General features: G+C 48.9%; 21 protein-coding genes and 1 pseudogene. 9 read left to right on the forward strand and 13 right to left on the reverse strand.

Annotated features, from left to right (window positions below; translation table 11 throughout):
* Positions 1-66: 66 nt before the first annotated feature.
* On the reverse strand, positions 67-705 hold the full coding sequence (gene pcp, locus PQQ36_RS06015) for a pyroglutamyl-peptidase I (protein WP_011082146.1): 639 nt from the start codon (positions 703-705) through the stop codon (positions 67-69).
* Positions 706-1,112: 407 nt separating this feature from the next.
* Between pcp and PQQ36_RS06020 the strand changes: the two genes are divergently transcribed.
* Positions 1,113-2,294, forward strand: coding sequence for a lytic polysaccharide monooxygenase (locus tag PQQ36_RS06020; protein WP_225470564.1), 1,182 nt, complete (start codon positions 1,113-1,115; stop codon positions 2,292-2,294).
* Between the two features lie 108 nt (positions 2,295-2,402).
* Here the strand turns inward: PQQ36_RS06020 and PQQ36_RS06025 are convergent, their stop codons facing one another.
* Positions 2,403-3,071, reverse strand: a complete 669-nt coding sequence (locus tag PQQ36_RS06025; protein WP_224656455.1) for a porin family protein — start codon at positions 3,069-3,071, stop codon at positions 2,403-2,405.
* A gap of 356 nt (positions 3,072-3,427) precedes the next feature.
* On the opposite strand from PQQ36_RS06025, the gene PQQ36_RS06030 reads away from it, so the two are divergent.
* Positions 3,428-4,390 (forward strand): hypothetical protein, encoded by a 963-nt coding sequence (locus tag PQQ36_RS06030; protein WP_273660567.1) that lies wholly within the window; start codon positions 3,428-3,430, stop codon positions 4,388-4,390.
* Positions 4,372-6,207, forward strand: coding sequence for a hypothetical protein (locus PQQ36_RS06035; protein ID WP_225470566.1), 1,836 nt, complete (start codon positions 4,372-4,374; stop codon positions 6,205-6,207). The genes PQQ36_RS06030 and PQQ36_RS06035 overlap by 19 nt, the downstream gene beginning before the upstream one ends.
* Positions 6,208-6,328: 121 nt before the next feature.
* Here the strand turns inward: PQQ36_RS06035 and PQQ36_RS06040 are convergent, their stop codons facing one another.
* A complete protein-coding gene (locus tag PQQ36_RS06040; RefSeq protein ID WP_224656453.1) occupies positions 6,329-6,931 on the reverse strand; it encodes an HAD family hydrolase in 603 nt (200 codons plus the stop codon).
* Positions 6,932-7,145: 214 nt separating this feature from the next.
* On the opposite strand from PQQ36_RS06040, the gene PQQ36_RS06045 reads away from it, so the two are divergent.
* Entirely contained in the window at positions 7,146-8,768 is a 1,623-nt protein-coding gene (locus tag PQQ36_RS06045) for a methyl-accepting chemotaxis protein (protein WP_273660568.1), read from the forward strand.
* 118 nt (positions 8,769-8,886) lie between these two features.
* Here the strand turns inward: PQQ36_RS06045 and PQQ36_RS06050 are convergent, their stop codons facing one another.
* Positions 8,887-9,432, reverse strand: coding sequence for a hypothetical protein (locus PQQ36_RS06050; protein ID WP_017421750.1), 546 nt, complete (start codon positions 9,430-9,432; stop codon positions 8,887-8,889).
* A gap of 291 nt (positions 9,433-9,723) precedes the next feature.
* On the opposite strand from PQQ36_RS06050, the gene PQQ36_RS06055 reads away from it, so the two are divergent.
* Positions 9,724-11,151 carry an NAD-dependent succinate-semialdehyde dehydrogenase gene (locus PQQ36_RS06055; protein ID WP_273660569.1) on the forward strand — a complete coding sequence of 476 codons (1,428 nt, stop codon included), beginning with the start codon at positions 9,724-9,726 and terminating at the stop codon, positions 11,149-11,151.
* Positions 11,152-11,304: 153 nt separating this feature from the next.
* Positions 11,305-12,162 (forward strand): glutathione-dependent disulfide-bond oxidoreductase, encoded by an 858-nt coding sequence (yghU, locus tag PQQ36_RS06060; RefSeq protein WP_011082155.1) that lies wholly within the window; start codon positions 11,305-11,307, stop codon positions 12,160-12,162.
* Positions 12,163-12,302: 140 nt separating this feature from the next.
* Here the strand turns inward: yghU and PQQ36_RS06065 are convergent, their stop codons facing one another.
* Both PQQ36_RS06065 and PQQ36_RS06070 read right to left on the reverse strand, forming a co-directional pair.
* Positions 12,303-13,628: an HD-GYP domain-containing protein gene (locus PQQ36_RS06065; RefSeq protein WP_273660570.1), complete on the reverse strand. Its 1,326-nt coding sequence runs from the start codon at positions 13,626-13,628 to the stop codon at positions 12,303-12,305.
* Between the two features lie 143 nt (positions 13,629-13,771).
* On the reverse strand, positions 13,772-15,580 hold the full coding sequence (locus PQQ36_RS06070) for a Na/Pi cotransporter family protein (protein ID WP_273660571.1): 1,809 nt from the start codon (positions 15,578-15,580) through the stop codon (positions 13,772-13,774).
* 189 nt (positions 15,581-15,769) lie between these two features.
* Here PQQ36_RS06070 and PQQ36_RS06075 point away from each other — a divergent pair, with 189 nt between their 5' ends.
* Positions 15,770-18,517 (forward strand): M16 family metallopeptidase, encoded by a 2,748-nt coding sequence (locus tag PQQ36_RS06075; RefSeq protein WP_273660572.1) that lies wholly within the window; start codon positions 15,770-15,772, stop codon positions 18,515-18,517.
* A gap of 113 nt (positions 18,518-18,630) precedes the next feature.
* Here PQQ36_RS06075 and PQQ36_RS06080 read toward each other — a convergent pair whose 3' ends face one another.
* Positions 18,631-19,116, reverse strand: a complete 486-nt coding sequence (locus PQQ36_RS06080) for a VOC family protein (RefSeq protein ID WP_103199577.1) — start codon at positions 19,114-19,116, stop codon at positions 18,631-18,633.
* Positions 19,117-19,303: 187 nt separating this feature from the next.
* Here PQQ36_RS06080 and PQQ36_RS06085 point away from each other — a divergent pair, with 187 nt between their 5' ends.
* Entirely contained in the window at positions 19,304-20,182 is an 879-nt protein-coding gene (locus PQQ36_RS06085; protein ID WP_273660573.1) for a LysR family transcriptional regulator, read from the forward strand.
* A gap of 78 nt (positions 20,183-20,260) precedes the next feature.
* A complete protein-coding gene (locus tag PQQ36_RS06090) occupies positions 20,261-21,067 on the forward strand; it encodes a substrate-binding periplasmic protein (protein WP_040110414.1) in 807 nt (268 codons plus the stop codon).
* A gap of 84 nt (positions 21,068-21,151) precedes the next feature.
* On the opposite strand, the gene PQQ36_RS06095 is transcribed toward PQQ36_RS06090, so the two are convergent.
* From PQQ36_RS06095 to PQQ36_RS06120, 6 genes and pseudogenes are all read right to left on the reverse strand, one after another.
* Positions 21,152-22,570, reverse strand: a complete 1,419-nt coding sequence (locus PQQ36_RS06095; RefSeq protein WP_181454040.1) for an ATP-binding protein — start codon at positions 22,568-22,570, stop codon at positions 21,152-21,154.
* Positions 22,560-23,216 carry a response regulator gene (locus tag PQQ36_RS06100; RefSeq protein ID WP_188010851.1) on the reverse strand — a complete coding sequence of 219 codons (657 nt, stop codon included), beginning with the start codon at positions 23,214-23,216 and terminating at the stop codon, positions 22,560-22,562. The genes PQQ36_RS06095 and PQQ36_RS06100 overlap by 11 nt, the downstream gene beginning before the upstream one ends.
* Positions 23,217-23,219: 3 nt before the next feature.
* Positions 23,220-23,852, reverse strand: coding sequence for a hypothetical protein (locus PQQ36_RS06105; RefSeq protein ID WP_263179806.1), 633 nt, complete (start codon positions 23,850-23,852; stop codon positions 23,220-23,222).
* A gap of 13 nt (positions 23,853-23,865) precedes the next feature.
* Positions 23,866-24,672: an SDR family oxidoreductase gene (locus tag PQQ36_RS06110; RefSeq protein WP_263179807.1), complete on the reverse strand. Its 807-nt coding sequence runs from the start codon at positions 24,670-24,672 to the stop codon at positions 23,866-23,868.
* A 9-nt stretch (positions 24,673-24,681) separates the two neighbouring features.
* Positions 24,682-25,365 (reverse strand): TenA family transcriptional regulator, encoded by a 684-nt coding sequence (locus tag PQQ36_RS06115; protein WP_263179853.1) that lies wholly within the window; start codon positions 25,363-25,365, stop codon positions 24,682-24,684.
* A 504-nt stretch (positions 25,366-25,869) separates the two neighbouring features.
* Positions 25,870-26,874 (reverse strand): annotated as a pseudogene (locus PQQ36_RS06120) (AMP-binding protein); the annotation flags it as partial.
* Positions 26,875-26,878 lie beyond the last annotated feature (4 nt).

The following is a 26,878-nucleotide window of genomic DNA, read 5'->3' on the forward strand; positions in this document are numbered from 1 at the left end:
TGCTTTGGAGACGCCTATATGACTGCACTGATTTCACTCTGTTCCCTTTGCATTGCCATTATTGCGTTAACAGATGGTTCCGCCAGTGTGTTTGGTGTCTTGTTCTGTTTCAAGACAGGTCATCATCATCATTTCCAAGCCATGTACCAATGTCTCTAAGCTCATACTCGGTTGGTTGGAAGCACTGGCTTGCTCTGGCAGCAGAGGGATGTGGATAAATCCACTGCGAATTGCGCGTGTGTGCAAATGATGCTGAACACCGTAGAAAAGGTGATTGCACACAAACGTGCCTGCGCTGTGAGAGAGTTGGCACGGGATGCCTGCTTGTTGCAGCGCGTGGGTGATCGCCTTCACTGGTAAGGTCGAAAAATAGGCAGCAGGGCCCGTTGCTATGATCGGCTCGTCCACCGGTTGATGACCGGCATTGTCTTCGATGCGATAGTCATCCAGATTAATCGCAACACGCTCAGGAGTGATGGCGCAACGCCCTGACGCTTGGCCAATCATGAGTACTAAATCTGGTTGATGTGTTTCAACGGCTTGCAGCACTGTCTCGATCGCTTGGTAGCGAACCACAGGCACTTCACAGCCAATGATCTCCACCTGTGGCAAAGCGCGCGAAGCCATTTGCTTGACCAACTCCAGTGAGGGGTTGATTGATTCGCCACCAAATGGCTCAAATCCGGTGAGTAGTACCTTGCGCATAGAAAATATCCTTTAGACAACTGCTTCGCATAGAAAACCGCTCTGCACTATGCATCAAATCCGTCGGCTTGCCAACGAATCCTCCATAAACCTTGCCGAGTCAATTTGAAGTGACTCGAAAATGTTTGTTACACCAATCTCCGTGCTACAAAACGTCTGGAAAGCAGGTAGCAAACTCGCGACAAAAACACCCGACAATTTGCCCTATCCACACTATGAAACAGACATCCTGCTAGCTTTATTACACCCGAATAAGATCGGGATTAGAGGTTCTGTTACCCAAACTACGGGGAGTTGCAGGTAGGCGGCAAGTGAATGAGCGTAGCCAACGCCACTGCGACATCAAGTAGTACGGGTATACTCTCCCGTATGCCGTAGAGGGAGTGACAATCACAAAAGGAAATAGGATGAAAAAAGCACTTTCTTTATCGCTGGCTGGTGCCAGTGTTCTTGCCGCGTTAAGCACCTTTCAGGTTCAGGCCCATGGTTGGGTTGAATACCCAAGTGCCAGACAAAATACCTGTTATGAAGATGGCGGTTTTTGGACCAATGAGATCCCAAACCAAGCATGTCAGGCGGCGTTTGATGCCTCTGGCGCTTACCCATTTGTGCAACGCAGCGAAATTGCCGCAAACGTACCGAATTACCGTGATATGGCGCATGTCAAAGCGATCGTACCGAATGGCGAGCTTTGTTCTGCGGGCGATTCTGCCAAAGCGGGATTAAACATCCCTTCACCCTATTGGCAGCGCACGTCAATCACGCCAGATACGAACAATCAAATTGAACTGGTGTTCTTTGGTAAAGCGCCGCACAACCCTTCTTACTGGGAATTTTACTTAACCAAGCCGAGCTACGATGCGTCTTTGCCGTTGACTTGGGATGATCTGGAGCTGATTGACACCGCAGGTGACATTTTTGTCGATGAGCAAAAACGCTACCGCATGAAAGTGACCTTCCCGGCGGATCGCAGTGGTGATGCCATTCTCTACACACGCTGGCAGCGCATTGATGTGGTTGGCGAAGGTTTCTATAACTGCAGTGACATTACCTTGAGAAGCGGAGGCACAACACCGCCAACAGACCCAACCGATCCACCAACGGAACCAGGCAACAACCTCAGCGTACTTGGCTATTTTGTTCCACAAGGTTTTGGCCCTGTTGAATCTGGTGATACGGTTCGCTTGCGTACCTTTGACGCGACGGGCGCTGAGCAGGTGGACATCTCATTGGCTATTTCTGCCAACAACACTGGCACTTGGGCTGCGGAGCTGGCGGGGCAATTTAATGGTCAACAACATAAAGATTGGTACATCGGTATTTGGCATCAAGAGATGAATCACTACATGTACGACAGCAGCAATGTGTTTGCGAACCAAGTGCATGCGCCAAGCGCCAATTTTAGCTACGCGCTTTCGTTGATCAAAGCGGATACCACGCCTCCAACGTTACCTACCAACGGTTGGAGCAAAGAGAAAGTGTATGTCGCGGGCGATGTGGTGAGCCACAATGGTCGTGAGTGGACTGCGCAATGGTGGACAACGGGTGAAGAGCCGGGAACCACGGGTGAGTGGGGCGTTTGGCGTTAAGCGATTGTTCTGCTTCAACACTGAGGAGGCTGCGGCCTCCTTTTTGCTTCTTATTTTTTATTGCTTAGTATCAAGTATCAAATACGCCACCTCCTTGTGGCCACATCGTTAGATGTCGAACAACACGCCAATTTTGATGGCTTGCTGATCAAACTCTTTTTTAATTTCAGGACTATCGACGTAGAGTGCATCGGTCAAATATTGGTAGGAGAGCGTCATCGAGAAGCGTGGTGTGAAATGCCATTCACTGCCTACTTCAATGCCACTGTGTACCGAGCTATTGCGCGTTTTTTTACGCTCATTCGTCGTCATGATCAGTGAGTCGTCAATATAAGACGCTGTGTATTGATCCCAATTGGTGCTCGTGGTGGTGTAGTGCAGTGTTGGCTTTCCGTAAAGGCTGAGTTTATTGGCCACGCGCCAGGAAAATTTAGGACCAATGTTGAGATTAAGGCTTTGGGTTTCTAAAGAAATGGTCGATCTCTCCAGATGACCTTCAAAGTAGGAATAGCTCACGGTTTGGTTGATAGGGTTAGCCAACCAATACGATACGCCCGCTTCCAATGCGAACCAATCGATAAATTGATAACCCAATGTCGCGCCAATACCAACGCCTACTTTTTTAGGACTCACATCGTAGAGGTGATCTTGTTCGAGATCGTCACTCTGATAGGAATAAAACGAAACGCTTTGGTCGGTACCAAGGTAAAAACCTTGCTTAGCCAAAGCGATAGGTGATGCCAGCAGTAGGCAAGCGGCCAAAGTATGTAGCTTCATAGGAAACACTCTTATGCAATGAAAATGAAAAAACGCGTTACCCCCCCTTAGCACTGAGTTGTACAGCGATTTAGAAGATTCAGATAACGCGGAATATGTTTTATGTATTTTTAAGGCGGTGAATTATAGGTATTTGAAATGTGTTTTGAAGGCAAGCAGCGGAAAAACAGTGTTTCCATTTCGCAACAATGGGGTGGGTGGAGAGATGCTCCTTGGACGGATTTGAATATTCACTTGCAATAAAAATATGCACTTGCCTATTTTCAACGCAATCCAATTATTCTGACTATACTCACTGTGATGTCGAAAACATGACGTAAGCTTTTATAAAATCAAAATAAATTGGCAGGTTTTATATGGATAGAAAACACCTCATTCTTGTTGCGCTGGTCATCGGTGTCTTTACAGGTTGCGATAATCACAGTCGGAACAGTCAGCTTGATACGGATAGCGGTAGCAAAAGGACGGAAATACTGCTCACTAGTCAGTCAGGCGGGAGGGGGGCTGTGGGGCTATGGAGCATTCTAAAAGACGACTTGAGTTTGCAAAGTACTTTATTTGAAGCACAAGGTTTGCCTGCTCCTAATATCAGTCAATTGTTCTCTGAAGCTGGTGTTGCCAATATAGGTGGCAAGAAAACAGGTTTTGTCTATTCGAAAGCCAATCAGAGCTTTTATGGCGTCATAGATAAAGCTGTGATTAAATTTGACCCTACAGCGAATCAAGCCCGTATTTTGACTCTGATTCCTGAGTTTTATAAATCCACTTATTATGAGTCATTTAGCCGTTATGTCCTCAAGCCTGTCGTTTCGAAAGATGGCAAAAGTTTGATTGTGATTGCAACTCGTGGAGGAATGGCTCTTCCTGCTTCGCCTGCGGGGGATTCAACGCGGACGAGTGGTGGATTGGTCCATATTAATATTGATGAATCCAGCAGTGACTTTGGTAAGGCGAATATTGTTTTTGAATTCTTTGAGCATAGTAATGCTGTGGGTAGAGATTGGCGCGACCGCATATTTGAGATTATGACAGAGCCAATGCTTTATGATGATGGAACAGACCCATCCATCTTTTTGGGTTCTGAATACGTTGTCATCGACAAAGACATGTGTAACCAATCTGATAATAAATGCACAACGTCAGGAAAGCTTTTCAGTATGCATCCGAGCGATCAGAGTGATTGGTCAAAACCTTGGAAAGTCCGTGGCAATGTGATGGGGCACACCATAATACTTGGTCGTACTTCACACTATGATAGTCGAGAAAATGTCATCTGGGGGGGGGTGAAAATGACTATCAAATGTCGTTGTTCAAAATAACACCTGAAGGAGAATGGGCGCCCGACCCTAGTTCAATCGACGGGATATGGAGTCAGTCTCGGATAGTTTGGTCTACCACTCATGGAACTTACCATCCGCAAGCTGTAGTGAGTGGTTATGGAGATAAAGCTTTAGTTTGGACAACAGGCAGCGTCCCTAATAGCGTTCCAGAATTCCGCCATCCGTTTTTATCCAATATTTATGCTCATAAAGAACCTGAGATTTTGCAAAGTTTTCAAGGGTTATGGAAGCCGGATTTAAGTGGTTATGCGAAGCCCGCTCATGTGACGGCAAGTCGAAATAGTTCGACCATGTGGGTTGTGGGTAACTCCGACGCCACTGCTGAGGACTTTTACCAAAGTCAAATGACTTATTTAAAGCAGACTCACACTTATGGCTCCGCTGAATATAGTAAAAGCCTGCAAACCTTATTGGACGAATATAATGTGGTTGCTTCGTATGTGGATGAAATTGGTACAAGTTCGCTCTCTCAGCAGCGTTTGCTAGGTGGAGATGTGACGGGGGGGACCTTTTTTGCTGGCAGTGTTGCCGTTGGTGATGAAGGCAGTTTGGATAGTCAACTCTACACTGACGGCTTACTGTTTGCGATGGCCACGGGTGGTGGCGAACATGGTGATGGCGCTCTGATTAAATACAATCGGAACACAACAGAAGTGACGCGCATTCCTTTGGGCACTAACGAGGTGGGTTATCCTGTAGGTAAAACTGCTCAGGTTAGTTCATCTATCGTAATCGGTGGGACATCGAAAGTCGCCCAAGCGAAACTTAAGCCAATGGAAACCTCGGTTGGGATCTGGTCTGCAAATCTACAAACAGGTGAGCTCTCTGATGAAAGGTTGCCTGGCACGAATGTCAAAGGAGTTTCTGGGGACGTTTACTTAGAAGCGGCTACGCCACCTCTGGCCTTTGTTAGAGCTGGCGATGGAGATTTTTGGGCTAATGCGACATATTGGGCGTACGATATATTTTCGTTTGTTGTGAATCCACAAACACATGAGGAGTTTCGTGCAGGTTTAATCAAAGTGGATGGCAAAACTGGGGCAATAAAAGCCGGGCCATTTATCACCACTGATGGGCCTAAATATTTTATAGGGGATGCGATAACGCCAATCAGTGGCAATGGAGAATTTGCGATGTTCTTTGAAGGTGCTGGGGTGAATGACACGCCGAGCATAGGACAGAACCTATTCATCTATGATCTCAATAATATGGATTCGACCAATTACAAAAAAATCGCCTTCTCTCCTGACAACGGTGGGCAGTCATCTGGGTTGTGGAGAACTCGTTTTTCACCCGTTTATGATGTGACGTCAAATGCTTGGTACGTCATCACCACGAATAATGTTTCGACCAACGAGATCAATATTGTCAAGTTATCTGCATCGACAGACATTATGACAGACCCTGTCGTGGCTAATTTGAATGTGTCATGGCCGCAGGGAATGCCAATTAACAAGAATGACTATATTGCAACCTCGATGTTTGTTGGTTCGGACCATGCTATTTATTTTGGGACGAGTGATGGCAAACTGATGCGATTCAGTCCTGGCACTACTGCCGTTGAAGTGGCTTACGACTTTGCGCCAGTGAGTGGCTCGGCGAGTCTACATGGTTTTCTAAATGAAAAAGAAGGTGCCATTGTTGGGCTTATCGTTGATTCAACGGATGAAGTGCTGGGCAGTGGTATGAGAATGTTTGCTTATGATCTAGACAGTGGAACAGCGAACACTGTCAACGCGGATGGTATTGCTGGGAGCGACGATCCTTACCCTGGTTTAAACCTCATTCGTCGTTGAGTCTTTCTCTTTGATATTACAGAGATACGGATTAAGTACCGAAATTAGGTACTTAATCCTTTGCTTAAGAGAAAGATGTCTGTGTTTCTCTCGCCTACACTTTTTCCAGATTCAAGACGGTTCACCCCTCCGGTGCCACTCTCTCCCATTGAAAATACGCTTCGTCTGCCAGTGCCAGCATTGGGCGATCTTCATCGGTATCGCCATAGGCATAAATGCGCGGGAATTGGTCGATATCGCAATGCGCTTTGACTCTGGCGACTTTGCGGGTTTTGCTGCAATCCCCATTCAGGTAGGTGCCAGTTAACGTGGCGTGGTGGATTTTCATTTCGCTGCAAAGCAATTCAATACCTTGGGTTTGACACCAAGGCGCAAGGTAAAGGTCGAGCGAGGCGGAGACCAGAATAATACGGTCGCCTTTGGCTTGATGCCACGCCAGTTTTTCCATCGCTTCTACTCGGAGGTAATGAGGAATCACCTCCGCAGCAAAGCGTTCCCCCAATTGTTTCAGTTGATGGGCATCGCGGCCCCGAAAAGCCACCCAACTGGCTATCGGGCGCATCACATGTGCGGGCAACAACTTGAGTTTGTATAGGGTATAAAACGGCATGATTGCGATCCGACCGAGCCATTTGCGCTGGGGAGACGCGGAGTGCTTCAAAAAGAGCGAAAACATATCTTCATGAGTGATGGTGCCATCAAAATCAAACAGAGCGAGGTGCATGCGAATACCTAAGCGAAAGGGATACCTGTTTATAGTGAGAGGCGATGGAAAGCGCAAGCGTTTCTGTTGTGTCACAGCAGTATCGTTTTATTTTCTGAGTTTGAGTCACTCCTGACTCAAATATAAATTGAGCAGAAATTAAACTTTTATATCAGTCATAGAATGGAAAATGGCTTTTCCAGACAATATACCTAAACAGTAATTAGGTAATGATATGAAAATTCAACACAAGCTGACGATTCCCGTTGGCATTATTTTACTGACGTTTTTAGTCGTCTCATTTATTAATTATTCCTTATCTGAGAAACAAGCCAAAATAGCCGACGATATTAACAATGGCATGTATCCGGTGGTGATGAGTCTAGAAGATGCCTATCGAGACTTATACCAGTCGAGCAATGCGGTGCAAGGTTGGCTGCTGGCTTCATCGCAGGATGAAAAGAACTACCATATCGGGGAGTTTAAAGAAAATGCCTACAAAGCCATTCCGCGAATGAAGAAAGTACAGCAATTAATTGATGCGCAGCTCATTCCTAGCGCAATGCAAGGGGAGCTCAATAGGCTGGTGAAAATAACGCAGAGTTGGATCGGATTGTATGAACCGATATTTAATCAGCCTGATTTAGCTGAACATTATTACGCCGACAACCAGCAAATCATTCACGATGAGTTTGTGCTGATGCGTGCTCAACTCAAAACCCTGAGTAATGCCATTGATGATGAGTTGATGTTGCTCAATCAGCAATATGTTGAACGCCAGAACTTTGTCGACAACGTGATCCTCATTGGTTTGGTGGCGGTGGTGATCAGCGTGTCGTTTGCCTACTGGGTGATTCAGCGTTTTGTGATGAAGCCGATGCGACAAATTCAGGTGGCGATGCGCGATATTGCGGAGGGGGAAGGGGATCTTTCTCGCCGTATCGACATCAGCAGCCGCGATGAATTGGGCGAGCTTGCGCACTCCTTCAACCAATTTACCAGCCGCATTCACAACACCATTGGAGAGGTGGTGGCGGCAACGCAAAGCGTGCGCAGTGACATGCATTTGATTTTGCAATCGACGCAGCAAATCAGCCAGTTTTCACATGGGCAGCAACAAGAAAGCCATACCGTCGCTGCTGCAGTAAATGAAATGCAGGCCACCAGCCAATCCGTGAGTGATAGCGCTGGTGAAGCAGCGCACTCAAGTGCCCTCGCGAGTGAGCAGGTAGAGCAAGCTCAGCGCACCGTGCAACAAACGGTGGAATCGATCGAGCATCTTGCCAGCGAAATAGAGACAGCGACGCAAGTGATTCACCGACTGGACTCACAGGTAAGTAACATCGCCTCGGTGCTGGATGTGATTCGTGGCATTGCCGACCAAACCAATCTGTTGGCACTCAACGCGGCGATTGAAGCAGCGCGGGCGGGAGAGCAAGGGCGTGGTTTTGCCGTGGTGGCGGATGAAGTACGCTCTTTGGCGAGTCGCACATCCGACAGTACGGGAGAAATTCAGGCGATGATCGAACGCTTACAGCAAGGCGCTCAGGAGGCGGTGGTAGTGATGTCGCGCAGCGCCAATAGCCGTGAAGAAACGCTGCATCGAGCCAGCAACGCGACCGATTCGTTAGGCCAAATAGGGGCATCCATTGTGCATATGAACGACATGAACAGTCAGATTGCTTCCGCCGCGACTCAGCAAAGTGCCGTCAGCGCCGACATAAACCTGAATGTGCAGAACATTGCTGACAGTTCAAAACAGATGGTCAGTATGGTGGCGCAGGTGCAACAAGCCTGTGAGGGGCTCGATGAGCAATGCGAACAGTTAGATACCCTGCTGGGAAGGTTTAAAATTTAGCGGTTTGTATTTTAGCGATTGATACTTTCCGTGACTGATATTTTTCGCGGTTGGTATGATAGCGAAAGGGCTGCGAGAGCAGTGGTGCGCAGCCCAATCCGAATTTCAAGTGCAAGGTTTATTCTGCGTTAGCGTAGTGATCAACGGCGAAGCTGAACATCACTTTGGTCATAAAAAACAGCGAACAAGCCAAAAGCCAAGGTTCTAATGGCAGAATCAGTAAGAGCAATAATCCGTAGCACAACAGGTTTGCTGCAATAAATAATTGAAACTTATGGCCTTTGAGCGAGTTGATAACCATCGCGGCAGCAATTGTGTTCCCCCAAATAATCCAAGCGCTCAGTAGTGAGCCTCCAAGCAACCACGCAATCGCGATGATATGAAAATGAATAGCGATGAAGGTGAATCGGCTACTCGGGCGAGCGGCGTAATATTGGTTGGTGCCTTTGGTGAAGTTGGCCACACAACCGGCCAAAACGTCGGCAATCAGCACGAAGCCAAGTGCTACTTTCCAGTTTAACTCCGCATTCATCGGCAAGTATAAGTGCCAATACACGATGGCAGTACCGACAAAAGCAAAGGCAAACACGCAGGCTATCTCCAAGGCTGATTGCTTTTCGCCAAAGACTTCATGCAGGGATTTGGGGATCTGAATATCAGCCATCAAGGGCTCCTTATCTATCGCGTTGTTCCCGTCTTCTTTCACTATTGGATATGAGCGTCTAAAAAAGCAACAGAGCGGAAAGTGTTACTTCAATTACTTGATTGAAGTTTGTGATAGCACACAGTTTAGGCGGCAATGGTTGGGTGAGTGCGTGAATCTTAGGTAAGGAGCTTGTGACACTACAAATAGTGACGATTAGGCGTATAGTGTCTCTGATTTGGCCCAAACTGAAAGGGTCACCCATTTTCATTGCCAGCAAAATGGCAATGTCACGCTCAATAGGAATCCAGTATGAATTCATTATTCAGGCAGCAATGTTATCTGCTCGGGGAATGGCGCAGCGCGCCGCAAACCATGACCGTTACCAATCCTTTTAACGATGAAGTGATTGGTACGGTGCCGAATATGGGGGAAAAGGAGACCCAAGAAGTGATCGCGGGTGCAGACAAAGCGTTTCAGCAGTTTAAAGCACTTACGGCACAAGAACGGGCCAATCTACTGCATCGTTGGCATCAGTTGATCCTAGAACACAGCGATGAGTTGGCGCACATCATGACGTTAGAACAAGGTAAGCCATTGGCTGAAGCGAAGGGAGAAGTGCTTTATGCCGCCAGCTTTATTGAATGGTTTGCTGAAGAGGCGCGCAGAGCCTATGGCACGCTCGTGCCAAGCCACAAAGCAAACGCCAAGATTTTGGTGACCAAAGAGCCGATCGGCGTGGTGGCCGCGATTACCCCTTGGAACTTCCCCGCGGCGATGATCACCCGCAAATGCGGCCCAGCGTTTGCGGCAGGTTGCCCGGTGATTTTAAAACCCGCGCCGGATACCCCTTTTACCGCGCTTGCACTGGCTGTGCTGGCGGAAAAAGCGGGCTTTCCTGCTGGGGTATTTAACGTGATCACCGGTGATGCGGTTGCGATTGGTGGCGAACTGACCAGTAACAAGCGCGTTCGTAAATTATCGTTCACGGGCTCAACGCCCGTAGGCAAACTGTTGATGCGTCAATCGGCAGACAACATCAAAAAGCTCTCTCTTGAATTGGGTGGCAATGCCCCGTTTATCGTCTTTGAAGATGCCGATTTGGATGCCGCCGTTGAGGGGGCCATGATCGCCAAATTCCGCAATGCCGGGCAAACCTGCGTCTGTGCAAACCGCCTTTATGTTCAACGTTCGGTCTACACGGCATTTTGTGAAAAATTGGTGGCGAAAGTCTCAGCACTTAACGTGGGCAATGGTTTTGACCAAGGCGTTCATATTGGCCCGCTGATCAACGATGCCGCAGTCGCCAAGGTGGTGCAACACGTCGAAGATGCCCAAAGTAAAGGGGCGCACATTGAATGTGGCCAATTGCCCACGGCAGGCAGTCGACTTGTGCAGCCTTTGGTACTCAGTGGCGTGAGTGATGAGATGCTGGTGGCGCAGGAGGAAACCTTTGGCCCAATGGCACCACTGTTTGTCTTTGATAGCGAAGAGGAAGTGCTGGCACGTGCTAACAATACCGATTTTGGCCTTGCGGCGTACTTCTATACACAATCGCTCTCACGAGCTTGGCGTGTGTCGGAAGCGCTTGAAGCGGGCATTGTCGGTGTCAATGAAGGATTGATTTCCACCACCGTTGCGCCGTTTGGTGGCGTGAAAGAATCGGGCTTAGGTAGAGAAGGTTCATTCCTTGGCATGGATGATTACATGGAAAGTAAGTACATCCTGATGGGGTTATAAAAGGTGCGATTGAGGCGGGTACTGGGCTCAGAAAAGATATATAACCGATCGTTCTAGTTAAGACGAGTTTCGTTGGAAAGTATTCCTTTAAATTTGAGGTCTAAGGACTGATATTAAACAGGTAATTACCTCCAAACCAAAAAAGGACACATCATGGCAAATACCTATACTCCTCCAGCTGTCTGGACCATGAATGAAGAAAACGGCGGTCAGTGGGCGAGCATCAACCGTCCAGATTCGGGTGCGAGATTTGAACGAGAGCTGCCGGTCGGCTCACACCCACTCCAGCTTTACTCAATGGGGACACCCAATGGTCAGAAGGTGACCATCATGCTGGAGGAGTTGTTGGCTCTTGGCGTGAAAGAAGCCGAATACGATGCGCACATCATCAAGATTGGCGATGCGGATCAGTTTTCGTCGGGCTTTGTCGCGGTGAATCCCAACTCAAAAATTCCCGCCTTGGTTGACCGCTCCGTAGCTGAGCCAATCAATGTGTTTGAATCGGGTCATATTCTGCTTTATCTCGCCGAGAAGTTTGGCAAATTGCTGCCTACGGATTTAGCAGCGCGCACTCAAGTCATGAACTGGTTATTCTGGCTGCAAGGTTCAGCCCCCTACTTGGGTGGTGGTTTTGGCCATTTTTATGCTTACGCACCAGAGAAATTTGAGTACCCGATTAACCGCTTCACCATGGAAGCTAAGCGTCAACTTGACGTGCTAGATAAGCAATTGGCGAAACATCGTTACCTCGGTGGTGATGAATATTCGATTGCTGACATCGCTGTTTGGCCTTGGTATGGCAACCTTGTGCTGGGCAAACTGTACAATGCGGCTGAGTTTTTAGACGTGGCGAGCTACCAGAACGTGGTGCGTTGGGCGAAAGACATTGAACAGCGTGACGCAGTAAAACGTGGCCGTATTGTCAATAAAACCTGGGGTGAATCGTGGGAGATGGTGGAAGAGCGCCACAGCGCCAGTGACATCGACCAAGCGCTCGCGACGCAACCTTAAACGCTCTGTTTTATCATCATTAAATTGATGAAAGTAATCAACAGTAAAAAGCCCCTCCTCAATTGGAGGGGCTTTTTTATCGGTTTTCGTTCATCGTTTTTGCTACGGCATTTTTGGGATGGCTCTTCTTCGATGCATGCTTATTGCGAATATGCGAGTGAGCTTTCTGCATCAACCAATGTTTTCCCCTCAGAAGCCTTCAACGACAGTGCTGTGCTCATGGCATAACAGTGGTTTAAGTTCTGATCGAGTTTTGCGTACACATCTCCATCCAATTGGTTTTGTTCCACCATCGGCCACATGATGTCGGTGATCTCTTGTGGTGACAGTTTGCTTCGATAGGGACGGTTTTGCGACAAGGCTTGGAAAACATCGGCAATCGCAATGATGCGTGATGGCAAATCAAGTTGCTCAGCGGTTTTGTTGTACGGGTAGCCACTGCCATCGAGCCTTTCATGATGATTGGCCGCCCACTGGGCGATATTGGAATGAGGGAAAATCATATTGAGCGCGACCGCGGTATCGACAGTATGACGCTTAATGTGGATGTATTCGATTTCACTCAGTGGCCCTTCTTTGTGCAAGATGCTATCGGGAGTTCTCAACTTGCCAATGTCGTGCACCAAACCCGCAACGTAAATCAACTTGCTGGTGGATTTTGGAAGGCCCATTTGCAGGGCCAAGTATTCACTTAACTCAGCCACTTTTAAGGAGTGTTGATACGTAAACGGGCTTTTCGCATCGACGATGCCAGCAATAAAACGGCCCAGTTGAATCAGAGCGGAAATCGACAGATCTTGATGCAACCATTTCAATTGGCTAAAAGAGAACGGGACGGTTTCGATATGGGTTGAGTCCATAGCAAACCAAAAACCATCTCGGTGGATCAGTGTGACCAGCGCGTCAACAAAGGTCGGGCAGAAGAGTGTGCCACGATAAAAATACAGTTCCTCACTGATCGCCTTTTTGTACAAGGTGATGAGATCTTGTTGGGTATGACTTAAGTATTTGGCTCGCAAGAAGTCTAGCCGGTCGGCTAAGTAAATGAGCGCGGAGACATCTTTCTCATAGGGGCTGATTGGCGCGTGCTGTAAATGGAGCCAATCGGTGTGGTGGTAGAGAATGATGTTGGCAAACTGCGCCAACATATCGCATTGTTCGAGGGCTTGAAAACCCACTCGGCAGTGCTGCTCGCTTTCGCTGGGGATCATGTCGCTGATGAGATGCGAATGTTCCGCCGTTTGGGAGACACCACAGTCGTGAATTAAGCCCGCTAAGAAGCTGAATTCTTGTTTCTTTTTTTCCCAACCAAGCAGTTTTGCGCACTCATACGCGGTGTAAGCAACTCTGTGGTTGTGGTGAAGATCGTCCATGCCGACATAATCTAAGGCACGCGCTACCCAGATCAACGCGTGTTTGAGATCCACGCAAAACGGTTCATGCATTGCAGGTTTGATCGCTTCCATTGTCGACTCCTAGACTGCTGACGTGCTTTAGCACTAACGTTGCATTACTAATATGCACTCTCATGCTTAAAGTTTAGTCGAGTTTCGTTGAGCCGTTGTCCTTCAGCCCAAATTCCCTTTTGCGCAAACACAAAACTGTGAGGCTAACCTTGCGTTGGGGTTGAAATATCACGCTGACGCAGTTGCAGCTTAGAAATGCGCTTAGTAAGGGTATAAATGCGTTTGAGTGTTTCCACCCATTCCATTTCATAACGGAAAATCCGCAGGCGGTTGGGCTGCTCTTCCGATAAACGCTGCGCTTGGTGCGCCAATACGGCGTCAATCAACGAGTTCAGCTCACGTTTGGCGTTCAAAACCAACTGGGCCGTGGCGGGATCATCGCGGCGAATGGCGTTGACGCAATCGAGCAAGGTTCGGTTCACTTTGTCTTGCACGGTATCCAAGGTGGTGCGCATTTGTGGGCTGACCACAATATCGTCGTTGAGCGCCTTGTACGCCAACGGCAGTAAGGAGTTCACCACCAAATCCGCGATGCTTTCCAATTGGTCGGTGATGCTGATTAGCTTAATTTGCCGTGCACTTTGCGCGTTGGAGAGAGGCTCGCGACGCAGGCGTCCTAAGTAAGACAGAATCGAGCTATGCAGCTGATCAACTTCTTCTTCAATCAATTCGATCTGGTTAAGGCTTTCACGAACTAAGCTGGTCTCGTTGGCATCTTTACATTCTGGCGCGAGAGGGGGCATCATGTTGAGCATATTACACACCCTTCTGCCAACTCGACCGAGCTCAAGTTGCGCTTGATCTAACGCGATATCGGGTGTTGGTAAAAAGGCGTCGTTGATGTATTTGGTTTGAATGGTGGCTTCGCTTTTTTCGGTTGATGTATGGGGCAAGAGTTTGCGAACCAGCCAAACAAACACGCTAGCAAGCGGAAGCATGATCAAGGTGTTTAACACATTAAACAGTGTGTTGGCATTGGCGATTTGCCGTGGCAACTCGGCGGCCATTCGCTCCACGCCACTGAGCTCGGGATGCAGGGGTGAGATAAACATCGCAAGTTCACTTAATATCCCGATGAGTGGCAGCCAAATAACCACACCCATGACATTAAAAATTATGTGGATGGCCGCCGCTTGTACCGCTTCTCTTGGTTTTCCAATCGATGCCAACACGGCAGTGACGCAAGTACCGATATTGGCCCCCATTGCTAGCGCAATCCCAGTATCGAGTGGAATAAAGCCTTGGCCAGCAAGAACAATCACAATCCCTGTGGTGGCAGATGAAGATTGGACCAAAGCCGTAAAGGCAGCGGCAATAAGGATTGCCAGCAACAAGTTATCCATGTGCGCCATCAAATCAATAAAGGGTTGATAGCTTCTCAGCGGCGCCATCGCTTCGCTCATCAAGTTCATCCCAAGAAAGATCAAACCGAGGCCAAACAACATGTTGCCGTAGTGTTGGGTGGTTTCCTTTTTCGAAGTGAAAAACATCATAAAACCGATCGCGACCATCACTAACGCCGCTTTGGTGACTTTGAAGGCGATGATTTGCGCGGTGACCGTGGTGCCGATGTTGGCTCCCATGATGACGCCGACCGCTTGTGGTAGCGACATTAATCCGGCAGAAATGAATCCCACCAGCAGCACCGTAGTCACCGATGAGGATTGAATGATCGCCGTAATGCCCGTGCCCGTCAGTACCCCTGCAACGCGGTTGGTGGTCAGTTTAGCCAGCCACTGTTTCATCTTATTGCCTGCGGCACGTTTAAGCGCATCCGACATTTTTTCCATACCGTAGAGGAAAATCGCCAGCCCGCCTAAAAGCCCGATCGTCATGGGCAAATAGTCGATTTGTTGCGCACCTGAGGCAGCCAATAAAGGGAAGGAAGGAAATAAAGCCAGCACGAAAAGTGCTGAGCGAGGAAAAGCAAACATGCGGCTTAAACTCATCATAGCGACCACTCTAATTGTTTTAATTGTCACTAATAAGAATAGACAGATTTTGCGTGGCAAGGGGAAAAGCTTCTTGGTCGATTTCTGCGACTGATCTCCTGAAAATCAGCGCTTGGCGGTTTATAAAATAGGTGAGTAGAGCGAACAGCGATATATTTTGTAAGGATATAATGATAAGGGACGAGATTTATGCGGAACATGTTGTTCTTCCCAGTATTACTACTGTCAGGTTGTGCTTTAACCCCCAACTCCACGCCATTACAACAAGACGCCAACTGGACGGTTGGTCAGTTGCCCAATGGCATGAAATACCACATTTACCCTACGGATGATCAGGAGATCTCGCTGCGTTTTACCGTCAATATTGGTTCCTTCCAAGAAAATGAGCAGCAAAAAGGGTATGCGCATTTTGTGGAACACATGGCGTTCAATGGTAGCCAACATTTTTCAGGTAACGAGGTGATCAAACTGTTCGCGCAAGCGGGCGGCAGTTTTGGCGCTGACATCAATGCGTTTACCGCGTATCAGCAAACCACCTACAAACTCGAACTCAATGATGCCAGTCATCTACAACAAGCATTGACTTGGATGCGAGATGTCAGTGATGGCATCGAGTTTGATCCTCAAGAAGTGGAAAAAGAGAAAGGCGTGATTTTAGGCGAGTGGCGACGTTCACGCCCTGAAGATAAATCCTTCTCGTTTAATGCCTACTACGCTTCCATCGATGGCACGGTTTATGAGAAGCATGATCCCATTGGCGATCAAGAATCGATTGAAAATGCCACGGCAGAATCCTTAAAGTCCTTCTACCAAACTTGGTATCAACCGCAATATTCTGAGTTGATCATTACCGGTAATGTTGGTGTTGAAGATGTCGCCGCCATCATTGATGAAAAGTTTGCCAATTGGCAGACAACGGCCAACAGCACCGTTGAGAAACGCCGCGATATTCCGGTAAAAACGGAGCCTAGAGTGCTGTTTAGCAGTGTGATGGAATCGCCAAGTGTCCATTTTGCTATCGACCGTGGGTTTGTTGGTATGCGCACACAAGCGCAACAGCACCAGATGTGGCATGACGATGTCAGCGCTAAGTTGATTCAACAGCGCCTCTATTCTGTGCTCAATGATGCTGCGGAGCCGTTTCAGTACGTCTACGCCAATGCGTTTGCCAATAACTACAGCCGCCTGATCGCAGGTGGGGTGTCCTTTGCGCCGAGCCAGCGCCACGACATGCATCGTTTGTTTGTTGAGACATTGGCGTCGCTGCGCGACTATGGTGTCAGCCAGCAGGAGCTCGACAGCGTGATGTCTGGTTATCGTAGTGAGTTGACGAACTTGGAAAGCGATTGGCAGCAACGTAAGCCCTTTCATTTCGCTGATAGCCGGATGATCGATTTGGACCAAAACAACGTCACTCAATCGAAGCAAGATTATCAAGCCAATCTTACTCAATTTATTGCGTTGAATTCCCTTGAAACGGCCAACAAGCAGTTGCAAGGCGTGCTTGATCAACCCGTGCCATTCGTGATGGGACTCGGGCAAGGCGATCGCATGGCTACGTGGGCAACCTCACCAATGAAAATCGCCGAAGCGTATCAACGTCCTGGTGTGAAGCCATTGACCCTTGCGGCGAAAGATGAAGGCTTTCTTCAGCCGCAGCAGGCTGGACAAATTGTCGATATTCAAGATCATGAAGGTGGTTTCAAAGTCTATTCGCTTTCCAATGGGATCGAAGTATGGTTCCAGCCAGACAGCAAAGCGGGTGATCGTGCTTACATCAACTTTGCCAGCCTAGGGGGCAAAGCTGCGATTGATCCGAGTTTGTATCCCGCCTATGAATTAGCAACCCATACCGCCGTTCGCAGCGGCTTGGGCGATTTTTCCGGCACGGAACTGGACAGCTATTTGCGCAAAAATGATTTGATGCTCAATCCTATTTTGGGCACCACCTATCATGGTGTGGAAATGATAGGTGCCAAAGAAAAATTGGCCATCACTTTGAATGCGCTCTACAACCTTGCTACAGAAATCAATATCGATCCACGCCAGTTGCAGGCTGTGAAGAAAGAGTTTGAGCAAAACCGTTCAGCCTATTTGAAATCCGGTGTTGGTCAATTGGTCTTGAAGGGCAATCAGTCCTCTTATCCGGATCATACTCGACATCGCCTCGTGACGGCGGACGAAGTGAGCCCCGTGACCGTAGAGCAAATCGACGCGATTCATCAAACCTTGTTTGGCCAAAATCGTGGATTCAAAATGGTTCTGATTGCCGATCTTACGCCGGAGCAAGTGGCGCCATTGCTGAGACAATATGTGGCGTCTATCGAGATGCAACCCGCGCCAGCGTTGGATTATGCCGTTGTGTATAAAGACAACTTACCAGCGTACAGCGTGGTGAAAGAGGGCAGTGAGAAGTCAACCTTACATTTGGTACGCGTGTTGAACCCCCACGTCGCAGCAAAAGTGGGCAAAGATATGTTTATCGAAGACATGCTGCAAAGAATCAGCTTGGCGCGAGTGCTCACGCAACTGCGGGAAGAAGCGAGTTTGGATTACAGCCCAGCGGTGTATCCGATGATGCAAGACCAAGAAACGGTGTCAGATTGGTTCTTTGAATCGCAGATAGCCCCCAAAGACGCTAAGTTGATGGACCAGCACATCGAGCAAGTGATTGCTGAGTTGGCAGAAAATATCACGCAAGAGGAAGTGGACACTGCAGCAAAACAGCTCAGTGTTGACTTAAGAGCAATGGACAGCGATCTACGCTTTCGTAACGGCTTCTATACCCGTTACTTGATTAACCATTACGGGATTGATGCCCTGCTGAACTATGAGCAAACCGCACAAAGCGTCACGCTGGAAGAGGTCAAACAGAGAGCCAAAGTGACCTTTGGCCCAGGCACCCAACGCATGACCTTGTTGTTGGAGCCGAAATAGTAAAGACACAGAAAGGGCAGCAGCGATTGATAGCCCAACCATGTGCTTGAAATAAAAATGGATTAGCTTTTCGGCTAATCCATTTTTTACGCTAATCCAATTGTGCTCTGCGATTACTCGTAATCTGAGGCGTAGGTTTCTTCGTAGGTGTGCGAGTAAAGCTCAAACAAGTTACCAAATGGGTCTTCTAGGTAGACCATTTTCGCAGGTTTGCTGTCGTCTTCGGGGTGGTAACGCATGATGTCCATACGCACTTTCCCGCCAAACTCTTCTGTGCGTTTAATGACGCCTTCAAAATCATCGGTTTGTAGACAGAAATGGAAGATGCCCAGGCGAGAGAAATCCACAACGTGACGCTCTTGGCGCTCTTTCATTTCAAACAGCTCAACGCCAATGCCGTCGGTGGTGACCAAGTGAGCAATGTTGAAACCTTTAAAACCCTCGCCAAATACTGCAATACACATTCTGCCGATGGCGCTTTCACGCTCTTCCACCACTTTTGTGTTATTCATAACGATTTTTAGGCCAAGTGCATGGGTGTAAAACGCCACCGCTTTATCCATGTCACCGACCATGATGCCTACGTGATTCATTTTCATTGTTCTGCTCCAAACGCTCGTGAGTTCGATTCGTTGATTGGTGTCGATCAGCAAATCCAGTTGATTGCTTAATCCGTTTCGATGGAGAGAGTATAGGGAGTTAGAATTATTACTTGAAATTATCATAATTTATTATTTTAATAATTTTTTGTTTTTATCATTAAGCAATCACTTAGGCGGGCAAGCGATGTTAAATCCAGTTTGGCTGACGACCTTTAAAACCTTAATTGAGGTCGGCCACTTTACCAAAACTGCGGAAAAGCTTTTCATGACTCAACCGGGTGTCAGCCAACACATTCGCAAGCTGGAAGAGAGCTGCGGTGCTGCACTCATTGAGCGGGACAAAAAGAGTTTTGAAATCACCGAAGCGGGGCAGCGCGTTTATCAATACGCAAAGCAGTTGGAAAGTGAGCAAGCCGAACTGCTGCAAAGTCTGCAGTTTGATGACCCACATGCGGGGGTTTGCCGGGTGGCGTGTTCGGGGGCTTTGGGGTTAAAGCTTTATCCGCAGCTGCTCGATTTACAATGTAAATACCCAGAGCTGATCCCACAGTTGGAAGTGGCGCCGAATCACAAAATCATTCAAGCGGTACTCAATGGCGAAGCCGATTTAGGCATTGTGACCTACTTGCCGCAACCGGCTTTGTTTGAGGTGCAAGCGCTGGGCTCGGATGAACTTTGTCTGTTTTATCCAGCTCAATATCAAGGGAAAACATTGGACGACATAATCGCGTTAGGGCTCATTGAACACCCGGATGCCCACCATTATTTAGAGCTTTATTTGACCTTGTGTGGTGAAACGGATCAAAGCCAAATGGACACGCGCCACATTCCAGCAAGGGGCTATGTGAATCAACTGAGCCAAATTTTATTGCCCGTCGCTCAAGGTCTTGGCTTCACGGTATTGCCTCACTCGGCAATGAGCCAATTTTCATTGACGGAGCACTTGGCCATCTACCCAAGCGCTCAGAGAGTGGAGGAATCTCTTTACTTAATCAGCAAAAAAGCGCGCACTCTGCCAGCACGCTTTGAGGTGGTGGCCAAAGCAATTAGACAGGCGCTATAGAAGAGTAAAGAACGTCAATTTTTGCGATATGGTCTATGGTTATTCTGATGGAGTCATAAGCAACCAAAAGGAAAGATCATGCGTTTGGGACTACTGCTGTTTTTATGTGGTTTTATCTATCCCAGCTTTGCCACAACAGAGATCATCATGGGCTATCGCACTACCGCGAAAATGCCTTATATCCATGCAGAGCCAAGTGATGATGGTTTCTACTTCGAATTGTATGACGAGGCGGCCAAGCGGATTGGTGTAACACTCAAAGTTGTACGTTTGCCAAAGTTACGTGTGTTGCATGCCTTAGAAGCGGGGGAAATCGACTTCTACCCTGGCTTTGCCTTTGATGAGGAAAGAGCCAAATACGCATATTGGGTGCCCAACGGCACCTATCAACGTGATGTGGCAATCACGCTCAAGGGACGGCCGCTCATGACGCAGGCAACCAGCCTTGATGGGCTTACGCAGCTGGTGGCGCTGGGAAATCCAGATTATTTGGTGGGGCGCGACACGTCACAGATGGATCAACTGACGGTGTCAGAACTCGATGTCGGCCGAGCAATGACCTTTTTGCGTCGAGGTCGCGCGGATTTTTATGTCTATGAAGAAGATACGCTACGTTATTTTCTCAAAACCGAAGGGTCGAGCGATATGATGATTCACCCTCAATTTGTCGATCGCAGTTCACCTTCTTGGGCGGGATTTAGTCGCAATTCTGCTCTGTTTGAAGGCCAAGAGAATCCGGCCTATGACCCCAACTTACCGTTGGCTTGGGATAACATGCCGATGCGGCTAGTGCCAGGCTCGGTGATTGACGAGTTTCAGCAAGCCCTTCACCAAATGGAAATAGAAGGTTGGACGCAAGCTTTGTACCGCAAGTATTTTGAGTGATTGCGATAGCTTAATTGCAGTCAGAGAAAAGGCGCCAACAGCGCCTTTTTGTCATCATAGCTCACCTCTTCTGCCCGTTGGCACTTACGGATGAGCTCGCCAAAAGCGCACACGAAACACATTGCGATGCTCGCTGCGAGGGAGCAGTTCGAGTGTGGCGTTGTGCAATTTGGCGATGTCTTGGCAAATTGCCATACCCAAACCCGCACCATCGCCTTTTTCACTGTTGGCGCGAAAGAAGGGTTCAAACAACTTGCCACGGCTGGCTTCGTCAATCGGGTTGCCATTGTCGGCCACCAACACATCCACATATTGATCGGTTTCCACTACGCTGATGTCAATGTCGCTTTGAGCGCCTGAGTAGCGGATTGCGTTATCCAGTAGGTTACGAAACAGCGCTTCGAGCAGCGTTTTATCACCTTGCAACGACACTTCTGCGCTCTGCAAACTGAGCTCTTGTTGCTGCTTTAAGGCCAACAACGCCATATCCGCCATCACGCTTTGCAGCAGCTTATCAAGTTCGATGCTGTCGCACGCCAGCTCGCTGGCGTTTTCTACCTTAGCCAAGGTTAGCAGCTGGTGAATTAAACGGTCGGTACGTTCGATGCCTTTGAGGATGTTATTGAGGTCATGAGAAAGTTGCTGCGGATTCTCGCTGGCGAGGGCATTCTCTGCATTCAGGCGCAAAATGGTCAGGGGTGTTTTCAGCTCGTGCGCCGCAGTGCGCGTAAAACGTTTTTCACGCTGCCATGCTTGCTCTAACGCGCTGAGCAAGTGGTTGAGAGCATCCACTAATGGGGTGAGCTCCTGCGTTGGCTGATCCACTTCAATGCGATCCAACTTGTTGGCGCTGCGATGGCTGATAGCGGCGCGCAGAGATTCGATCGGGCGAAAATTCTTATCAATTAACCACAACAAAATCACCAACAACGCGGGCAATAAAATCAGTTGTGGCAAAGCGGTCGAGAGGGCAATTTCACTGATGATTTCATTGCGAATGCGATGATTTTCCGCCACCACAATCCATTCGGAATGGCCGGAATCGGGAGGGGAAGACAGTTGAAAAATACGCCAGCGTTCGCCATTCATCTGAGTATCACGAAAGCCGTTTTTTTGCGTCTCTGAGCCTAGCGCCGTCAACGATGAATCGGAGCTCCAAATCAGATCGCCATGACGGAAAAACTGCAACACCAGATTTTGCTCATAAGGATGGCCAAACGCGGTGCCTTCGTCATCGTCTTCTCGGGCGAGGCGGCGTAAGTTGGTGCGCCACTGCTCAAACTGTTGTTGGTGCTGCTGCAGGCTGTCTTTTTCGGGGGCGATGGACCATGCCATCAACATCAGTTTTGCTGTTTGACCCAAGCGCGCGTCGTACACTTCTCCCACTTCATGCTGCGCAGAGCTGTAGCTGAAATACATGGTCATGATCAGCAAGAAGCAGGAAAGCAAGCTCACAGAGAGCGTTAAGCGTCGCTTGATGGAGAAGGGTTGGCTACTTTTCAATGATGTACCCCACGCCACGGATATTTTTAATCGGCACGTTGGGTGCTTTTTTGCGCAAGTTGTGAATGTGCACTTCAATGGCGTTGTCGCTGGCGCTGTCATCCCAACCGTGCAGAGACTGCTGCAACTGATCTTTACTCATCACTCGTCCGGCATTGGTCATTAACGCCGCAAGGATTTTAAATTCGTTACGCGTCAGTTTTAAAACGACCTCTTGATAACGAATCGACTGCTCGGAAAGGGAGAGGCTCAATTCGCCCACTTCAATCACTTCCGTTGCGCTACCAGATTGACGACGAATCACCACGCGCAAACGGGCCAGCAGCTCTTCTAGCGCAAAAGGTTTGCCCAGATAATCGTCCGCGCCTCGGTCTAAGCCTTGGACGCGATCTTTGATGTCGTCTCTGGCGGTCAAAATCACCACAGGCAAGTTAAAACCCGCACTGCGAATGTTGCGCAGCACGTCTAAGCCATCGATATCCGGTAAGGTTAAATCGAGGATCACTGCCGTGAAATCTTCGGTTTTCAGTGCGCTGGTGACGCCTGAGCCTTTTTCTAACCAATCCACCGTATAGCCATGGCGACTTAGCGAAGTCACCATGGATTGGCCAAGCAGTGTGTCGTCTTCAATCAGTAGTAATCGCATGATTTATTTCAGTTTCTCCAATGCGGCATCAATTTCAAGTTGTCTGCCTTTGTCGGCCAAGAGTCGATTGAGGCGTGGCTCAGCTTGTTTGGCGCGGGTCAAATAGACTTTGGCTTCTTTGCTTCGCCCATCTTCTGCTAGAAAGTCTCCATAAAAATAGTTGGGATCAATGCCTTTTGGGTTGATCTCTAACGCTTTTTTCAACATTTCTTCCGCTTTTTCGTCATCGCCAAAGCCCAGAGGCCAGCCTGGGACTTTGTAGTAAAGCGACCCCAAACTGGTGTAGGCCGAGCCATCGAGTGTATTCGGGGCGGTGGCAATCACTTTTTCCAGTAACGCTTTCGCTTCGTTGGCTAAGGACAATGCACCCAAACCGCCTTGTGCTCCCGCGAGGGAGGCTTTGTTAATCGCAAGCCAAAGGGTGAGTTCGGGGTTGTCCGGCATCTGCTGTAACATGGCGGTATTATGCATGATCAAGTTTTCTAAACACTTGATTTTTTGATCCTCATCTTCAACCTGATATTGGCATACTGCCCATTTGCTTTGCACATCCTGTAACGGGGTAACGGCAAAGCTGCTGGCGGAAAGAAAGGTGAGCACTAAGGCGCTCGCGGTCGTTAAAATGGGTTGTTTCATAGCGAAATCCTTTTCAGTGGCTGGTTCGGTTGATGAACTGTTCAATGGTGTGTTGCTGTTTGCGAATGGCGCTGGCCACGACGCTGGGCAGCAGTTGATTGAGCCGGGCAAAGAGCTTTTCTGGCCAGCCAATCCACTTGGCCGCGATCTCTTTTTCCAGCATGAGTACGATGTGGTCAGCGACCACTTGCGGGTCGTCAATGCGATTACCCAGTTGTTGGTTCATCTGCACCACGGCCTCGGAATTGAGGGATGTTGAGGTGGCTCTCGGGGCAAGATAGAGCACGCGAATTTCCTCTGCCGTCAGCTCTCGATCCAGCGCTTCGCTAAAGCGATGTAATCCCGCTTTGGCCGCGCAGTAGCTGCTGTAGCCGGGGTAGCCAATGGATCCAAACGTCGAGCCAATGTTGAGGATGATACCAGGGCGGCTCAGCCAAGAGAGCGCTGCTTGGCTGAGCAACATGGGCGTCAGCAAGTTGAGTTTGAGCTCTTGTTCTAGCTCGTGGGCGCTTCGCTGACTCAACGGAGCAAACGCGTTGCAGCCTGCGTTGTTGATCAACACATTGATGCGCTGATGATTCTCGTAGTGTTGCTGCGCAAAGCGATTCACGGCTGCGATGCCTTCCTCACTCGCCAGATCGGCCAGCAAAATATGGTGGCGCTCTGCACCTGAGAGCTGATTTTTTAAGGCGCGCAGTTTTTGCTCATTGCGTCCTTGTAAAATCAAGTTTGCACCGAGCCTTGCGAGGGTTTTCGCCGTTGCTTGGCCAATGCCGCCAGTGGCACCGGTGAGCAATATGTTTGCCTGTGAAAGTTGCATAGTGCCTCCTTAAGCCGCTTGTTGCTGTGTGTGCTCGCTTAACGAGCGCAGCATTTCACCGTAGAGTGAAAAGACCATATTGGCGGAGTCGATGATCACTTGCTGATCGTTTGGATCGGTAATTTGATTCATTAAGCGTTCAAAAAACTGCAAGTGGCTCTGGTCGAGCACGCTGTGCGAGGTGAGGTAACTCATCGCTTCGCTAGGAAGTTGCAAAGTGCGTTGAATTTGCTGAGCCATTTGGCCTCCAATGTCGACACTGGTGCCTTCCAATACCCACACCATGCCAAACAGGGCGAGTGGATTGTGGCGATCGATGTGGTGATAGAGATAGGCCACCATCAACTCAATGGCGCGTCCCGCTTTGCCTTCGCCAAGATTGTTTTTCACCGCAATGGCATCACCGCCACAGGCGCGAATGTCGTTTAAGATCCACTCTTGGTGCCCTTTTTCTTCGTCGATGTATTCTGCCAACGCTTCTCGTACCCACTCGTATTGGCCGGATAAGCGCCCTCCGCATGCCATGAGAAGCGGCACCGTGTGTTTAACGTGGTGATAAGCTTGGGTGAGAAATGCAATATAAAGGGATTTGGAAATCGCGCCACTCATCACTTGGCCGATCACCGGTGCTTGTAACATCTCTTGCTGTGCAGTGAGTGTGTGTTGTTTGAGTTGGTCGAAAAATGCGTGCATGGGCACCTCCGTGGGCAAAGTCGTCGGCTGTTTGGTGAGTCCGGTGATCTGAACGGGATGTTGTAGAAAATGGGTTGGCTGCTGTGTTAGCAAAAACGCAGCATCGCGTTCCACGTTTTGTCGTTGCAGCTTGCCATTGGCCGTAAACCAGTCGCTGATCGTGGTGAGTTGCTCAACCTCAATCAAATAATGGATGCGGGCGTAGTCTGGTAACGACGCGTTTAAGGTAATGAGCTGCTGCGCAAGTTGTGAACTCGGCTGGGCGATGGCACAAAGCGCCTGTTGGCCATCCCCCGTGACAATAAAAGGCTGTCCGGGTAAGGAAATTTGCGCTTGAGATTCAAGCCACTCAGGGCAAACATTGCGTCCGTAAGCGGTGATGATCAGGTTTTTCTTGCGGCCAGAAAGGTGGACATAGCCTTGTTCATCAATGCTGGCGAGATCCCCAGTAGCTAACCACTCTTGCTCAAAAGGCTGTTGCAAATAACCCAGAGCACCGTTGCCTTTGACCAGCAATTCACCATCGTCAGAAATACGGACTTGGCAATGGGGCAGTGGCTGTCCACAACTGCCTACTTGATGATTCTGGGGCAGATTCAAACAAACCACCGATCCACATTCCGATAAACCATAGCCTTCAAAGGCCGGAATACCGAGACTATGCGCTTGATGAATCAGCCCCGCGGCGACTTTTGCGCCGCCTACCGCGACAAAGCGCAGCGAATGGGCAAATTCCGGCTTAGCGTGAACCACACCAATCAATGCCATCAACAAGGCAGGGGTAAGCACCAGTGTGGCAGGGTGATAGTGCGCCAGAGCCTTGGCAAAGAGAGTTGGGTCAAATTGGCTTGAGCCTAATAACCCCACCTTGTGGCCTGGCAGAATGATGGATGGCAGGCCAAGCAATAAGGGCACGTAAATTCCGGTGATGTTCTCTAGCAAGGTGGACAGTGGCAGCAGCACCAGATGCTCCCCTTGAGTTAAAGCGAGCCCTTTGGCTAATGCTTGGCTGACATTGGCCAAATGTTCGTGGCTCAAACAGACCCCTTTTGGGTTTCCTGTTGAACCAGAGGTGAAGGTAATTTTCCCCGTATTAGGCAGATACCCCACTTCTCCGTCACAAGGGCGATGATAAAGCGCCAGCCCAGCCATTTCACCGAGGTATTGTTGAGCATCAGATTGCCAATCACCCAATAAATAGGTGATCCCTGCCGCTTCTAAACTGTGTGCCACTTGCTGCGGTGAAAAGAACATCGGGATTGGTACGATCACCACGTTGGCCATAATCGCAGCGAGATCGACAATCAGCCAATTGAGGCTGTTTTCTGCTCGTAGCGCCAATGCCGAGATGTTGCGCTCTTGCAGTTGTTGTGCTGTTTGGCGGACCGCCTGCAGCAATTGCTGATAGGTGTAGCTCTGCTCGCGGCCTTCGTCATTGAGGCCGAAGAAAGCCACTTGCTCTGGGCGCTGTTCCGCATATTGCTGCAAGGTTTGAATGATGAGGTTCATGCTT

The organism is Vibrio sp. CCUG 15886, assembly GCF_028570825.1.
GTDB classification, from domain to species: domain Bacteria; phylum Pseudomonadota; class Gammaproteobacteria; order Enterobacterales; family Vibrionaceae; genus Vibrio; species Vibrio vulnificus_B.